The organism is Massilia putida (genome assembly GCF_001941825.1).
Classification (GTDB): Bacteria; Pseudomonadota; Gammaproteobacteria; order Burkholderiales; family Burkholderiaceae_D; genus Telluria; species Telluria putida.
The window spans coordinates 1,538,362-1,553,003 of the sequence record NZ_CP019038.1; the positions used below are offsets into that span (position 1 = coordinate 1,538,362).

Annotated in this window: 13 protein-coding genes; 1 reads left to right on the forward strand and 12 read right to left on the reverse strand. The window is 68.5% G+C overall.

The window, feature by feature from the left end:
- Nucleotides 1-110 precede the first annotated feature (110 nt).
- Nucleotides 111-2,351 carry an ATP-binding protein gene (locus BVG12_RS09065; RefSeq protein WP_075792107.1) on the forward strand — a complete coding sequence of 747 codons (2,241 nt, stop codon included), beginning with the start codon at nucleotides 111-113 and terminating at the stop codon, nucleotides 2,349-2,351.
- Between the two features lie 119 nt (nucleotides 2,352-2,470).
- On the opposite strand, the gene pncB is transcribed toward BVG12_RS09065, so the two are convergent.
- From pncB to BVG12_RS09125, 12 genes are all read right to left on the reverse strand, one after another.
- Nucleotides 2,471-3,658 carry a nicotinate phosphoribosyltransferase gene (pncB, locus tag BVG12_RS09070; RefSeq protein ID WP_075792108.1) on the reverse strand — a complete coding sequence of 396 codons (1,188 nt, stop codon included), beginning with the start codon at nucleotides 3,656-3,658 and terminating at the stop codon, nucleotides 2,471-2,473.
- A gap of 46 nt (nucleotides 3,659-3,704) precedes the next feature.
- A complete protein-coding gene (locus tag BVG12_RS09075; RefSeq protein ID WP_075792109.1) occupies nucleotides 3,705-4,262 on the reverse strand; it encodes an SET domain-containing protein in 558 nt (185 codons plus the stop codon).
- A 115-nt stretch (nucleotides 4,263-4,377) separates the two neighbouring features.
- On the reverse strand, nucleotides 4,378-6,051 hold the full coding sequence (locus tag BVG12_RS09080) for an AMP-binding protein (RefSeq protein WP_075792110.1): 1,674 nt from the start codon (nucleotides 6,049-6,051) through the stop codon (nucleotides 4,378-4,380).
- Nucleotides 6,052-6,164: 113 nt separating this feature from the next.
- Nucleotides 6,165-7,847 carry a 4Fe-4S binding protein gene (locus BVG12_RS09085; protein WP_075792111.1) on the reverse strand — a complete coding sequence of 561 codons (1,683 nt, stop codon included), beginning with the start codon at nucleotides 7,845-7,847 and terminating at the stop codon, nucleotides 6,165-6,167.
- 12 nt (nucleotides 7,848-7,859) lie between these two features.
- Complete coding sequence (locus tag BVG12_RS09090) at nucleotides 7,860-8,300, reverse strand: DUF3306 domain-containing protein (protein ID WP_075792112.1); 441 nt, start codon at nucleotides 8,298-8,300, stop codon at nucleotides 7,860-7,862.
- Nucleotides 8,301-8,311: 11 nt separating this feature from the next.
- The gene (locus BVG12_RS09095; protein ID WP_083684811.1) at nucleotides 8,312-8,752 is read right to left on the reverse strand and encodes a DUF3305 domain-containing protein; all 441 of its coding nucleotides are present in this window, start codon (nucleotides 8,750-8,752) and stop codon (nucleotides 8,312-8,314) included.
- Nucleotides 8,749-9,216, reverse strand: a complete 468-nt coding sequence (locus tag BVG12_RS33960; RefSeq protein ID WP_075792113.1) for a hypothetical protein — start codon at nucleotides 9,214-9,216, stop codon at nucleotides 8,749-8,751. The genes BVG12_RS09095 and BVG12_RS33960 overlap by 4 nt, the downstream gene beginning before the upstream one ends.
- Before the next feature lie 10 nt (nucleotides 9,217-9,226).
- Nucleotides 9,227-9,652, reverse strand: coding sequence for a hypothetical protein (locus tag BVG12_RS09105; RefSeq protein ID WP_075792114.1), 426 nt, complete (start codon nucleotides 9,650-9,652; stop codon nucleotides 9,227-9,229).
- 10 nt (nucleotides 9,653-9,662) lie between these two features.
- Nucleotides 9,663-10,757 (reverse strand): formate dehydrogenase subunit gamma, encoded by a 1,095-nt coding sequence (locus BVG12_RS09110; RefSeq protein ID WP_075792115.1) that lies wholly within the window; start codon nucleotides 10,755-10,757, stop codon nucleotides 9,663-9,665.
- Between the two features lie 12 nt (nucleotides 10,758-10,769).
- A complete protein-coding gene (locus BVG12_RS09115; RefSeq protein WP_075792116.1) occupies nucleotides 10,770-10,982 on the reverse strand; it encodes a hypothetical protein in 213 nt (70 codons plus the stop codon).
- Nucleotides 10,979-11,659, reverse strand: coding sequence for a formate dehydrogenase FDH3 subunit beta (gene fdh3B / locus BVG12_RS09120; protein WP_075792117.1), 681 nt, complete (start codon nucleotides 11,657-11,659; stop codon nucleotides 10,979-10,981). Before fdh3B ends, BVG12_RS09115 begins: the two co-directional genes overlap by 4 nt.
- Before the next feature lie 154 nt (nucleotides 11,660-11,813).
- Nucleotides 11,814-14,633 (reverse strand): formate dehydrogenase subunit alpha, encoded by a 2,820-nt coding sequence (locus BVG12_RS09125; protein ID WP_075792118.1) that lies wholly within the window; start codon nucleotides 14,631-14,633, stop codon nucleotides 11,814-11,816.
- Nucleotides 14,634-14,642 lie beyond the last annotated feature (9 nt).

A 14,642-nucleotide genomic window follows, 5' to 3' on the forward strand; every position in this document is an offset into this window, starting at 1 on the left:
CCGCGCCCTCTTGCAGCATAGGCGCTCGCGCGCGATGTGCAAGCGACGACGGCCGTCCGGCCGGCCTGTACCGCCCGTATAATGACTCCCTTTGTATTCCGGGATATCCCATGCGCGCTCACCGCGGGCCCACGTTGTCGCTTCGCCATCTCTTGACCCTGCTGACGGCGATCGGCCTGCTGCCGCTCGCCGTGCTGGGCGCGTGGAGCGTGCACCTGGCCGCGGAATACCACCAGAGCCAACAGCAACGCGCGCTGCTGGACCTGGCCAGAGCGCTGTCGAGCGCCGTCGACGCGGAACTGGACGGCACCGTCGCCACCCTCGCCAGCATGGCGCGCACGCCCGCGCTCGACAACGGCGACGTGCGCGGCTTCTACCCCATCGCCCGCGACCAGGCCCTGGCGCAACCGGAATGGCTGGCCGTGACCCTGGCCGACGCGGACGGCCGCATGCTGTTCCGCACGACGGCGCCGTTCGGCGCGCCGCCGCAGCCGATCGCCGATCCCGCCAGTCTGCGCCAGGCGCTGCAGCTGCGCCGTCCCGTCATCGGCCACGTCGCGCGCGGCAAGGGCGGGCGTCCGGCCGTGCCGGTGCGCTATCCGGTGAGCGACGCGGCCGGGCATGCGTACGTGCTGACGGCCGTCGTGCAGCCCGACCGCATCGTGCGCGTGATCGAGCGCCAGCAGGTGCCGCCGGGTTCCGTGATCACGGTGCTGGACAGCGACGGCACGATCGTCGCCCGATCGAGCGGCCAGCAGGACCGCATTGGCACCTTGCCCAGCCCGACCCTGGCGCGGCTGATACGGCTGAACGGCCCGGAAGGCGTCGGCCGCACGTTCGCGCTCGAAGGCGACGCGCTGACGACGGCTTACACGCGGCTGTCGCGCTACGGCTGGACGGTGGCCGTCGGCGCGCCGCCCGCGGGCTGGGCCGGCGGTCCGACGCAAGGCTTCGTGTGGTACGGCGCCGGCATCGCGCTGTCGCTCGCGCTGAGCATCGGCCTCGCCTCCGTGCTGGCGCAACGCATCGTGCGCCGCATCGGCACGCTGGAGACGGGCTTTACCGCCCTCGGCACCGGCGCCGACATGGCCGTGCCGCGTTCGCGCATCCGCGAGATCGACGCGATGGGCGCGGCGCTGCGGGCGGCCGGGGCGCAGCGCGCCCTGCATGAAGAGGAACGGAGCCGGCTGATGGACACGCTGGCCCAGGTCCTCGCCAAACGCGAGGAAGCGCTGGAACAGGCGCGCCAGGCCGGCCGCGCCAAGGACGAATTCCTCGCCGTGCTGGGGCACGAGCTGCGCAATCCGCTGGCCCCCATCGCCGGCGCGCTCGACCTGATGGACTTGCGCAACGACGAAGGCAGCCTGCGCGAACGCGGCATCATGCGGCGCCAGGTCGCGCATTTGAAACACCTCGTCGACGACCTGCTCGACGTAGCGCGCATCGCGTCCGGCAAACTGCGCATCGTGACGGCGCCGGTCGACCTGGCGGCCGTCGCGCGCCACGCCGTCGCCGCCCTGCCCGACCAGCCGATCCGCCTGGACGCGCCCGACGCGCTGTGGGTCACTGGCGACGAGCACCGCCTGACCCAGGTGCTGGGCAACCTGCTGTCGAACGCCGCGCGCTTCGGCAGCACGGACACGCACGTCGTCCTCGCCCGTGCCGGCTTCGAGGCGCACCTCGTCGTGAGCGACAACGGCGTCGGCATGGACGCCGCCCTGGCGGAGCGCGTGTTCGAGCCGTTCTATCAGGCGCCGCAGCCGCTCGTGCGCCACACCGGACTGGGGCTCGGGCTCGCGATCGTACGCCGCATCATCGAGCTGCACGGCGGCCGCGTGAGCGCGCACAGCGATGGTCCCGGCCGGGGCAGCCGCTTCAAGATCCGGCTGCCGCTGGGCACGCCCGCGTCGAGTGCCGCGCCGGAAGCCGTCGCGGCGGACACGCAGCCGCTCAAGGTATTGATCGTGGACGACAACGAGGACGCCGCCGCGCTCACGGCCGCCGTGCTGCGCCGGCTGGGCCACGACGTGCGGACGGCGCACACGGCGACGGCCGCGCTGGCCGTGCAGGCCGCGTGGCCGCCGGACGTGGCGATCCTGGACATCGGCCTGCCCGACATGGACGGCTACGCCCTCGCCGCGGCCATGCGCCGCGCGGCCACCGGCCCGCTGCGGCTGACGGCGCTCACCGGCTACGGACGCCAGGCCGGTGTGGCGGCGCACTCGCCTGACGATGCGGCCGCGTTCGACCTGCATCTGACCAAGCCGGCCACCGTGGACGATTTGCGGCGGGCGCTGGGAGCGGTGGACACGAACGGGTCCCCGGGATTGCCGGGCACGGCACCGGCCTGACACGCCGCCGCCTGCCGCCGGGCCCTGCCCGCCGCGGGTTCGCCTCGCTCATCGCCGGTTAGTTGCAAAATATTGAAAGACATGCCGTCGGTCGATAACGGCACCGGCGACGCGTTGACTCAAATGTGCTGGTCGAACACCTGGCGCAGATAGGCGATGAACGTCTCGTCCGTGGAAAAGCCCTTGCCGGGACTGTCGGACAGCTTGGCCACGGGCTGGCCGTTGCAGCGCGTGAGCTTCATGACGATGTTCAGCGGCTCGAACTGCGTGTCGTTCGTCAGCTTGGTGCCGATGCCGAAGCCCGTCATCACGCGGTCGGCGAAGTGCCGGTAGAGACTCAGCGCCTTGGGCACGGTGAGCGCATCGGAAAACACGAGGCGCTTCGTGCGCGCGTCGATACGCAGCTTGGCGTAGTGCGCGATGGCCTTCTCGCCCCACTCCACCGGATCGCCGGAATCGTGGCGCAGGCCGTCGAACAGCTTGGCGAAATACAGGTCGAAGTCGCGCAGGAAGGCGTCCATGCCGACGACGTCCGTCAGCGCCGTGCCCAGGTCGCCGCGGTATTCCTGCACCCAGTCTTCCAGCGCCTTCTTCTGGAAATCGCGCAGGCGCACGTCGAACGACTGGAACGCCTGCATGTACTCGTGCGCCATCGTGCCGATCGGGACCAGGTTGAATTTCTTCGCCAGGTAGACGTTCGACGTGCCCTTGAAGAATTGCGGCAGCTCGCGCGCCAAGGTGGCGACGACTTCCTCGTGCCAGTCGCCCGAGAAGCGGCGGCGCACACCGAAATCGAAGAACTCGAACGGATTGGCGCGCTTCGGTTCCTCGTCGAAGGCACGGAATTCGGCGATCTTCTGCGCCAGGCGCCGGCGCGCCTCGTCGATGGCCGCCTGCTGGTCGAAGCGGCGGAAATACAGCTCGTTGACAATGTACAGCACGAAGATCTCGAAACCCATCACGTGCACGATCGGCCCGGTCGCGCGGATGCGCAGATGCGGTCCGTCCGTTTCCACGTGGATGAATTTGCGCTGGAAACGGAACAGCGTGAGGAAGTCGGCGAAGTCGCTTTTGATGAAGCGCAGAGACCTCATGTACTCGACCTCTTCCTCGCTGAACATCAGCGTGCACAGATGGTCCAACTCGCGTTCGACTTCCTCTTTCAGTTCGGCCAGCGGATAGGCCGGCGTGTTGCGGCACTTGAACTCGTACTCGCCGATGGCGTTCGGGTGCATGTGCAGCAGGGCCTGCCACATGGTGAATTTATAGAGGTCGGTTTCGAGCAGGCTTTGGACGACGGGTTTCATCGGCTTTCGGTGGTTCCTGTTGTTCGTGTCATGGTCGCAGGTTGCCTCAGGTCGTGGCGCCGGCGGTCTTGCGGCCGCGCTTCTTCGGCGCCAGCATCGTGCCCGTGCACGCCGGGGTGCCACAGCGGCAGGCGAACAGGCGCTTCAAGGCCGGCGTGTGGCGCTCGTCGTAGATGAGCGCGTAGTTGTAGTTCAGTTCCTCGCCTTCCTCGATGTCGCGCAGCGCGTGGATGTACACGCGGCCGTCTTCTTCGTAGGCTTCGCAGTTGGGTTCGCAGGCGTGGTTGATCCAGCGGGCATCGTTGCCGCGCCGGCCGCCGTCGATCACGTTGCCGTCAGCCAGGCTGAAATAAAACGTGTGATTGACCGGACCACCGCGCTCGGCAGCGCGGCTCGTCGCTTCGTCCCACGTGATGCGCTCGCCGCGGTATTCGATGATGCGTTCACCGGCCGGAATCGGGCGCAGCGCGAACACGCCGTTGCCGTGCACGGGCGATTTGCGGACCTCGTAAATGGCCGGCTTGGGCGACTTGGGCAACTTGGCCGGCTTCGCGGTCTGGCTGGCAGTCTGTTTCGACGTGGACGGTCGGGCGGAGGGGCTCATTGGATCGGCGTTCGGTTGGATGGACACGGACTATTATTGATCGGATCGTGGCATGTCTGCCGCACGCCACTATCCTAGCTCAGTTGACGGGTTCGTGTCGGCACCGCCCGCCGCGTCAGCCGCCGAGATCCTGTTCCCGGAACTCCGTGCCCGCGTGGCCGCCCGTCGCCTCGGCCTTGCGCAGCTCCACGCGGCGGATCTTGCCGGAGATGGTCTTCGGCAGTTCCGTGAACGCGATGCGGCGGATGCGCTGGTAAGGCGCGAGCCGCTCGCGCGCGAACGCGAAGATGGCGGCGGCCAGTTCGGCCGTCGGCTCCACGCCCGGACGCAGGGCGATGAAGGCTTTCGGCACCGCCAGACGCACCGGGTCCGGGCTCGGGACGATGGCCGCTTCCAGCACGTCCGGATGCTCGATCAGCACGCTCTCCAGTTCGAAGGGGCTGATGCGGTAGTCGGACGACTTGAACACGTCGTCGTTGCGGCCCACGTAAAAGTAATAGCCGTCGTCGTCCACGCGCGCCGTGTCGCCCGTGTGATAGTGGCCGCCCCGCATCACCTCGAGCGTCTTCGCCTCGTCGTTTTCGTAGCACAGCATGAGGCCCAGCGGCGCCGGGTCGAGGCGCAGCGCAATCTCGCCCTCTTGCGCCGGCTGGTCGTCGATGTCGAGCAGCGCGACGCGGTAGCCGGGCAGCGGCCGCCCCATCGACCCCGGCTTGACGGGCTGGCCCGGCGGATTGCCGATCTGGCAGGTGGTCTCGGACTGGCCGAAGCCGTCGCGGATGCGGATGCCCCACGCGCGCTCGACCTGCTCGATGACTTCGGGATTCAGCGGCTCGCCCGCCCCGACCAGTTCGCGCAGCGGCGGCCGCCATTGCGCGAGGTCTTCCTTGATCATCATGCGCCACACGGTCGGCGGCGCGCACAGCGACGTCACGCCGCAGCGCACGATCGTGTCCAGGCATGCGCGCGCGGAAAAGCGCTCGTAGTTATAGACGAACACGGTGGCGCCCGCGTTCCACGGCGCGAAGAAGCAGCTCCACGCGTGCTTGGCCCAGCCGGGCGAACTGATGTTCCAGTGCACGTCGCCGGGCCGCAGGCCGATCCAGTACATCGTCGACAGATGGCCCACCGGATAGCTCTGGTGGCTGTGCAGCACGAGCTTCGGCTTCGCGGTCGTGCCGGACGTGAAGTACAGCAGCAGCGGATCGGTGGCGTGCGTGACGCCGTCCGGCACGAACTCCGTGGCGGCCGCCGCGCTGTCCGCATAATCGCGCCAGCCGGCGACGCCGGCGCCCACGCTGATCCGCGTGTAGTCGCCGGCGAGGTCCGCGAACTTGTGCGTCTCCGACGCCTGGGCGATCACGTGGCGCACGCGGCCCCGCTGCAGGCGGTCCTGCAAATCGTTGCTGGACACGAGCATCGTCGTGGGCACGAGCACGGCGCCCAGCTTGATCCCCGCGAGCATGATCTCCCACAGCTCGACGCGGTTCGGCAGCATCAGCAGCACGCGGTCGCCGCGCCGCACGCCGGCGGCACGCAGCCAGTTCGCGACCTGGCTGGAACGCGCCGCCATGTCGGCGAAGCTGATCTTGCGCTCGCTGCCGTCTTCTTCCACGACCCACAACGCGGGCGTCGCGTTACCGCGCGCCTGCGTGTCGAAATAGTCGAGGGCCCAGTTGAACTCGTCGAGCTCGGGCTGTTCGTAGTCGCGGTACGCCGTCGCGTAGTCGGTGCGATGCCGTTGCAGGAAGTCGCGCGCGCGGATGAAGCGCTCGTACGGGGATGCCATTCGTCGTCTCCTTGAGTGATGCGGCGCGGGCGCCTCGTGAGCGCCCGTGCCGGTGTCGTGATGCCGCCCGCGACCATTCTGCCACGAGCGCGAAGGAAACGGATGACGCGCCGTCAGCGCCGGCGCAGCTCGTGCGCCTGGTGAATGGTCTGCTCGTCGGCAGGCGTCATCATGTCGATCACGCGGCAGTCGCCGCACATGCGCATGCGGTCCAGATGGCCCGCGAAGGCCGGATGGCCGGCCAGGCGCGCCAGCATGCTCTCGACCATGCGCACCGTGCCGAACGGCTTGTTGCAGCGGATGCAGTGGAACGGTTGCGTTTCGTTCAGCACGACGGGCTGCTTGCGCGTGTCGCGGAACGACAGCCGGGGCACCAGCCGGATCGCATCTTCCGGGCAGGTGGCTTCGCAGAGCCCGCACTGCACGCAGTTCTTTTCGATGAAGCGCAACTGCGGCACGTTCTGGCCGTCCTGCAGCGCGGACGCTGGACACGCGCCCACGCACGCCATGCACAGGCTGCACCTGGCCGCGTCGACGTCCAACGCGCCGAACGGACTGCCGGCCGGCAGGGCGATCTCCTCGACCTGCTGCGGCGCCTCGCGCAGCAGGTGCTCCAGCGCGTAGTCGAGCGTGTTGCGCTTGTCCGCCGCGACGTTGAAGCCGGCCCGCCGCGCCGGCACCTGGCCGCGCGGCGCGTGCTGCAGCGCGAGCGCCAGGTCGTCCGCGCCGGCCACGCGCAGCAACTGCACGTGCTGCCCGCCATAACCGAGGCCCGTCATGATGGTCTGCGCGATGGCCATCTGTTCGTCGAGCGCGGCCGCATACTGCGGCGCCTCCGCATCCGTCATCAGGACGGTGACGCCTGCGGCGCCCCATGCCAGCGCCGCGAGCCAGAGGTCGATGCCCGTCGACGCCGTGTGGTGCACGCCCAGCGGCAGCACGCGGCCCGGCAGCGCGCTCGCGGCATCCAGCAGCGCCGCCCCTTCCGCAGCGTGGACGAGCAGCACCGGATCGCGCCCGCCCGCCTGCGTGTAAGCGTTCAGCAGCGCCTTGATGCGCATGCCGGTGTGCGCCGCGCCCGGGTACGCATAGCCCAGCGCTCCCGTCGGGCAGACGGTCGTGCACGCGCCGCAGCCGGCGCACAGGTACGGGTTCACGGCGATCAGGTCGCCCGCGCCCGCGATGGCGCCGGCCGAGCAGATGTCGATGCACGCCGTGCAGCCGCTCTTGCGGTTGCGGCCGTGCGCGCACAGGCGTTCCTTGTAGGCGAAGTATTTCGGCTTCTCGAAGTCGCCGACCAGGTCGACGAGCGCCTCGGCGGCGGCCGCCCGCGCCGCGGCGTCGAGCCCCGGCGCGTAATAGCCGTGCGGAGGCTGGTGCGTGGCGATCTGCGGCGCCGCGCCCAGGTCGAGCACGAGGTCGAAGCGCGCGTGTTCCGGGGCGGTGCCGGGCGCCTGCCACGTCGCGTCGAACGCGCCGAGCCAGCCCGTCAGGACGAGCGAGCGCGCGGTGAACACGGGAAACAGGCGCGGCGCCTTGCCGGCGCCGTCGTCGTCGTCCGTCAGCAGCACGGTCACGGACAGCAGAGCCGCGAGGCGCTCGGCCCACGGCAGCGCGTCGGCGCGGGCACCGATGACGAGCGTGCGGCCGGCCGACCGGTAGCCGACCGTGTCCAGCGGCTCGGGGGACGGGATGTCTGCCAGCGCACCCTGCGCGGCGCGGCGGGCGGCGCGGTCGCGTTCGTCCTGGACGGGGTCGAACGGGATGCCCTGCCCTTCGATCAAGCGGATATTCATCGTGTCTCGGTTTCAGGTGGTGTTATCGGTGTCAAGCGGCGGGTCTTCCTCGGCCGGGAGCGCATCGACCGCGTCGGCCGCACGCCGCAACGCGTGCTTCGCATGCTCCAGCGACGCGAGCATCGCTTCGGACACGGGACTCGGCTTCGTGTAATCGTCGATGTAGACGTCCAGCCGGTCCATCGTATTGAAGTGCGGATCGGCGAACAGTTTTTTGAGCGCCGTGCGGCGCACGGCCGCGTCGACGCCGCGCGCGACGAAGGCCGAGAAATCGGAGTCGCTCGTCAGCTGTGCGACGTCGTCCATCGTTGGCAGGGGCACGGGCGCCGCTTCTTCGATCGGTGCCGGCACGGCGGTGGGCGCATCAAAGGCAGGCGCGGGCCGCGGCGCGGCGCCCGACTGGACTTCGGTCTTGCGGCGCGCCCAGCGGCGCAGGAAGCCTTCGTCCGGCATGGCGCGCTCCGTCATCCGTGCTGGCGGCCGCGGCGCGGCTTCGGCTGGTAATGCTCGCGGAGGTAGCCCGCGAGCCAGGCATAGATCTCGGCCGGCATCGTGACGCCGTCCGCGTTCTCGCCCGAGTCGAACATGCGCGTGCCCTCGACATAGCTGACCGATGCGCGCACGGGCATCGCGCGGCCGTCCTGCATGCGCCACAGGACGAACACCTTCGATTCGGGCGCCACGCAGTTCTCGTAATAGCCCTCGTTCTCGTCCGGATAGAGTTCCAGTTCGAGACCGGAGACGAGGTAGTAGTCGCGCTCCGGCGACTGGCTCAGCACCTGCACCGGCGGCAGGTCGCCGCGGTCGGGCACGACGCCGACGGCTTCCCAGGCCTCATCGGCCCAGCGATGCTTGACGGATCGCCGCTGCATCAGCACGGCGATCGGCATGGATCCCATCTTCATCGGTTGTGCACCTTCGGCGTGCCTTTCTGGACGGTCGGGGGCGTGCCCGCCGGTTCGGCCTTCGTGGGGCCGGCCTTGACGTCCGTGCTGGGCGGCGCCGTGCCCAGCTTCTCGCTCTTGATCGGGGCCGCGGTGTCCGCGGGCGTCAGCTTGCCGTCCGGCTGACCGGCCGGGGCGGCAGCGGCGGCCGGCGCGCCGGCCGCGGGGCCGGCCGCGGCGATCGCGATCGGGGCATGCGTCTTCCAGCCCTGCGCGGCCGCGCGGCCACGCCAGCGGACCGTGATGGCGTCCATCGATGCCGCAAGCGCCTGCTTGTCCTTCGCCGCCTGCGCGTCGGCCGCCGCTTTCTTGGCGGCGGCGGCCTGCTGCTGCGCCGGTGTCGGCGCCGGCAGCGCGGCGTGGGCCGCCGCGGCGGCCAGCGCCAGCGCCAGTGCGAGTACGACGCTGCTGTTCATGTGGTTCATCGTGTTCCCCTCATCGTCCCGGCGCCGCCGAATGGCTGGGATCGCGGTTGACGGCGCCCGGCTGCGGCCCCGTTTCGGCCGGCGTCGGCGCGGCCGGCTTGCCGTTGTCCCCTGGCTGCGTCTGCGTCGTGCCCTGCGTGCCGGCGCCGCCGGGCGGGGTCACGCCCTGACTGGGGCCCTGCCCCGTCTCGCGCACGGCCCCGCCCGTGGCCGCGCCGCCCGTATTGCCGCCGCTGCCGCCCGCGATGCCCGGTGTGCCGCCCGCGTAGCCGGCGTCCGTCTTGGGCCCGCCGTGTGCGGCCATCACCTGGCCGCTCGTGCCGCCGTCGGCCGTCACCATGCCGGGGAATTTCGTCTTGCGCTGGGCGTTGTCGCCATGCTGCTTGCAGCCGGCGATGGCCGCCAGCACCAGCAACGCCATGATCGTCGTCTTCATCGCCGGCTCCTCAATGCGCCGGCCGTGGCGGCGGATTGGCCGTGGGCGGACGCTGGTCGGGCGGCACGCGGTCGTCGAAGGTGCCGGGCGCCACGCCCGCCTTGACTTCCTCGTACCACAGCGCGTGGTGCGCCTTCGCCCACGATTCGTCGACGGTCCCGTGGCGCATCGCCTCGTACGCGCCCGGCGTGCCCCACGTGCCGATGTAGATATGGCCCATCGCGGCGGCGATGTAGAACGTGGCGCCGGCGATGTGCAGGTAGTTCGCGATCTGCAGGACGTAGCGCGTCTGGCCGAACGTGACGAAGTCCAGTATCAGGCCGCTGATCGACATCACGAGGCCCAGCAGAGTCACCCCCAGCCAGAACCACGACTTTTCACCGGCGTTGAAGAAGCCGGCCGGCACGTGCTTGTGCGAGACGAGCCCTCCGCCCTGCTTGATCCATTGCCAGTCGATGCGGCGGAAAACATTCCGGTGCAGGAAGGTGAAGAACATCAGCACGGAGCACACGATGAACAGCGGGCCCACGAAGTTGTGCAGGTATTTGAAGACGTAGGCGATGCCCGCGAACACGTCGTGGCCGACGAGCGGCAGCAGGATCTTCTTGCCGAACATGATGACGAGCCCCGTCACCGCGAGGATGATGAAGCTGATCGCCGTCGCCCAGTGCACGCTGCGCTCCCAGCTCGTGAAGCGGCGGATGCGCCGGCCCGTCTCCGGTTCTTCCACGCGTGCCGGTCCGACGGCGTTGTAGAACAGGAAAATCGCCACGAGCGCGACGACGAGGATCACGCCCATGGCGGTCGCGATCGGCCCGTTGCGCCACGTGCGCCACAGGTTCCCGCCGCGCTGGACGATCACCGTGCCTTCCGACTTGCCGTACTGGCCGAGATAGTGGCGGTCGACGTGGACGCGGCCGGAGGCCTTCGAATCCAGCCCCGGCTCGGGCGTGCGCGAATCGTGCTCGGCCTGCAGGATCGTCTGTTCCTCGGCGTACGCCGGTTCGGCGCGGTTGTTCGGCACGGCCGCGTGGGCCGCGCCGATGAGCCACAGCGACAGGAAGAGTCCCAGCAAGGTCCGCGACGACGGAAGTGTGAATGACATGGTCGGCTCCTGCTACGGGTTGGCCCGGTTGTATTCGTTCTGGTTCATGTTGCGATTGTTGATCGCGCCCCACCACGACAGCTTGTCGTTGTGGAAGTGCCGCAAGAACGGCCGGTCGTCCTTCTTCCCGGCATACATGCCGTGCACCCAGTTCGGGTGCTGGTCGACTTCCAGGCAGCCGGCGAGCAGGGCCAGCGGCAGGCAGAGGATAAGGATGCGCTTCATGTCGGCAGCCTCCCCTCGTCGTTCTGCGAATCCTTGAGGTTCTGGTTCTCGCGCGGGCCGTCGCCCTTGGCCTTGATCTCGCCGCCCCGTTTCGGCTTGCCGTACGCGATCTTCCAGCCCCACAGTTCCGGACCGTAGCCGCGCGTCTCGACGCGCTGGCGGTAGATGTCGGCGATGACGGTCGCGTCGCCGCCGATCAACGCCTTCGTGCCGCACATCTCCGCGCACGCGGGCAGCTTGCCTTCGGCGATGCGGTTGCGGCCATACTTCTTGAATTCGGCCTCGGACGTGTCGGGTTCCGGACCGCCGGAGCAAAACGTGCACTTGTCCATCTTGCCGCGGTGGTTGAACAGGCCTGTCGACGGGAATTGCGGCGCGCCGAACGGGCACGCGTAATAACAGTAGCCGCAACCGATGCACTGGTCCTTGTCGTGCAGGACGATGCCGTCTTCCGTGTGGTAGATGCAGTTGACGGGGCAGACGGCCAGGCACGGCGCGTCGCTGCAATGCATGCACGCGACGGAGATCGAGCGTTCGCCCGGCACGCCGTCGTTGATGGTGACGACGCGGCGGCGGTTCACGCCCCACGGGGTCTCGTTCTCGTTCTTGCACGCGGTCACGCAGCCGTTGCAGTCGATGCAGCGCTCCGTGTCGCAGATGAACTTCATTCTGGCCATTTCATTCTCCCTCGTCGTTCCCGCGCAGGCGGGAACCCATGCTGGGCAACCGAAGTCGCCACATTCTCATCCGCCGCGTAACGTCCAAAAGCCCGATTCCTGAGCTTCAGTATGGGTCCCCGCTTGCGCGAGGACGACGGTGTTTAGCCGTCCACTAAGCCCGCACCAGCCTGCACAGCGACACCTTCGTCTCCTGCATCATCGTCACGGCGTCGTACCCGTACGTCCAGCCCGTGTTCACGGCCTCGCCGCGCACCGCGGGCGCCCCGCCCTCGGGATAATGCTTTTCCAGGTCCTCGCCCATCCACCAGCCGCCGAAGTGGAACGGCATCCACACGAGGCCCACGGGCACGCGCGGCGTCACCATCGCCATCAGTTTCAGGCGCGCGCCGGTCGGCGTCTCGACCCACATGAATTCGCCCAGCTTCACGCCGATCTGCGCCGCGTCTTCCGGGTTCACTTCGCAGAACATGTTTTGCTGCAGCTCGGCCAGCCACGGGTTCGAGCGCGTCTCCTCGCCGCCGCCCTCGTATTCGACGAGACGGCCCGACGTCATGATCAGCGGGTAGTCCTTCGAGAAATCGACGTCCTGTACCGACTTGTACAACGTCGGCAGGCGCCAGAACGCGGCCTTGTCGTCGTAGGTCGGGTATTTCGCGACGAGGTCGCGGCGCGGCGTGACGAGCGGTTCGCGGTGCGTCGGCACCGGGTCGGGGAAGTTCCACACATTGCAGCGGGCGCGCGCGTTGCCGAACGGCGCGCAGCCGTGGGATATCACCACGCGGATGATCCCGCCCGACAGGTCCGTCTTCCAGTTCTTGCCCTCGGCCTGCGCCTGCTCCTCCGGGGTGAGCTCGGACCACCAGCCCAGCTTTTTCAGGAACACGTGGTCGAATTCCGGATAGCCCGTATCGATCTCGCTGTCCTTGGTAAACGAGCCGTCGGCTGCCAGCAGAGGCTCGCCGTTGTGCTCGACGCCCCAGTTGGCGCGGAACGGCAGGCCGCCCTCCGCCACCGATTTATGCAGGTCGTACAGGATCGGCGTGCCCGGATGCTTCATCTCCGGCGTGCCCCAGCACGGCCACGGCAGGCCGTAGTAGTCGCCCTTGCATGGGCCGGATTCTGCGCGCATCGTCGTCGGATTGAAGTCGCGCTTGTGCTCCATGTGGAGTTTCAGGCGCTCGGGCGAGCAGCCCGTGTAGCCGATGGTCCAGCAGGAGCGGTTGATCTCGCGGAGGATGTCTTCGATGACCGGTTCGTTGTTGACGACCTTGATGTTCTTGACGAGCTGCTCGCCGAAGCCCAGCTTGCGGGCGAACAGGTACATGATCTCGTGGTCCGTCTTGCATTCGAACAGCGGCTGGATCACGCGCTCGCGCCATTGGATCGACCGGTTCGATGCCGTCACGGAGCCCTGCGTCTCGAACTGCGACGCGGCCGGCAGCAGGTAGACGCCGTCCGTCCGCCCGTGCATCGCCGCCGTCATGCTCGGGTAGGGATCGATGACGACCATGAAGTCGAGCTTCTGCATCGCCGCCTTCATGTCCGGCAAGCGCGTCTGGCTGTTCGGCGCGTGGCCCCAATAAAACACGGCGCGCAGGTTGGTGGGCTGGTCGACGTACTGGTTGTCTTCAAGGACCGCGTCGAACCAGCGCGACACCGTGATGCCCGGCTTTTCCATCAGCTCTTTCGAGCCGAAGCGCGACTTGATCCAGTCGTAATCGACGCCCCACACGCTGGCGAAGTGCTTCCACGCGCCTTCCGCGATGCCGTAGTAGCCGGGCAGCGAATCGCCGTTCGGGCCGACGTCGGTCGCGCCCTGCACGTTGTCGTGGCCGCGGTAGATGTTGGCGCCGCCGCCCTGCACGCCGATATTCCCGAGCGCGAGCTGCAGGATCGACAGCGCGCGCACGTTCGCCGTGCCGACGTGGTGCTGGGTGATGCCCATGCACCAGACGACGGACGACGGCCGGTTCGTCGCCAGCATCTCGGCCGCCATGCGCACCGACACTTCCGGCACGCCCGTCACGTCGCTGACCTTATCGGGCGTCCACTTCGCCACTTCCTTGCGCACGTCGTCCATGCCGAACGTGCGCGCGGCGATGTATTCCTTGTCTTCCCAGCCGTTGTTGAAGATGTGCCACAGCAGGCCCCACACGAACGCGATATCCGTGCCGGGGCGGATGCGCACGTAGTGATGGGCGAAGCGCGCCGTGCGCGTAAAACGCGGGTCGACGACGATCATCTTCGCGCCCAGTTCCTTCGCATGCAGGAAGTGCAGCATCGAGATCGGGTGCGCCTCGGCCGGGTTGGAGCCGATGAACAGCACGGCCTTGCTGTAATGGAGATCGTTGAACGAGTTCGTCATCGCGCCATAGCCGTAGGTCTGGGCGACGCCGGCCACCGTCGTCGAGTGGCAGATGCGGGCCTGGTGATCGCAGTTATTGCTGCCCCACAGCGACGCCCATTTGCGCAGCAGGTAGGACTGCTCGTTGTTGTGCTTCGAGCTGCCGATCACCATCAGCGCATCCGGCCCGGACTGCTCGCGCAGCTTCAGCAGGCGGTCGCCGATCTCGTTGATGGCCTGGTCCCACGTGATGCGTTCGTACTTGCCGTTCACGAGCTTCATCGGATAGCGCAGGCGGTGTTCGCCGAAGCCGTGTTCGCGCACGGACGCGCCCTTCGCGCAGTGGGCGCCCATATTGATCGGCGAATCGAACGCGGCTTCCTGGCGGATCCACACGCCGTTGCTGACGACCGCCTCCACCGAGCAGCCCACCGAACAATGGCTGCACACGGTGTGCTTGACTTCCACGTTCGGCTTGGCCGGCACGGGGTCCGCCGCGGTCGCGGGCCGGATCACGTTCAGCGGCAGATGGCGCGCGAGGGCGCCGGCACCCGCCGTCACGCCCGCGCCGACGAGGAAGCGGCGCCGTTTGAGTCCGCTGTCGCGCGTTGTTCTCACCAGGGTCATGCCGTTCTC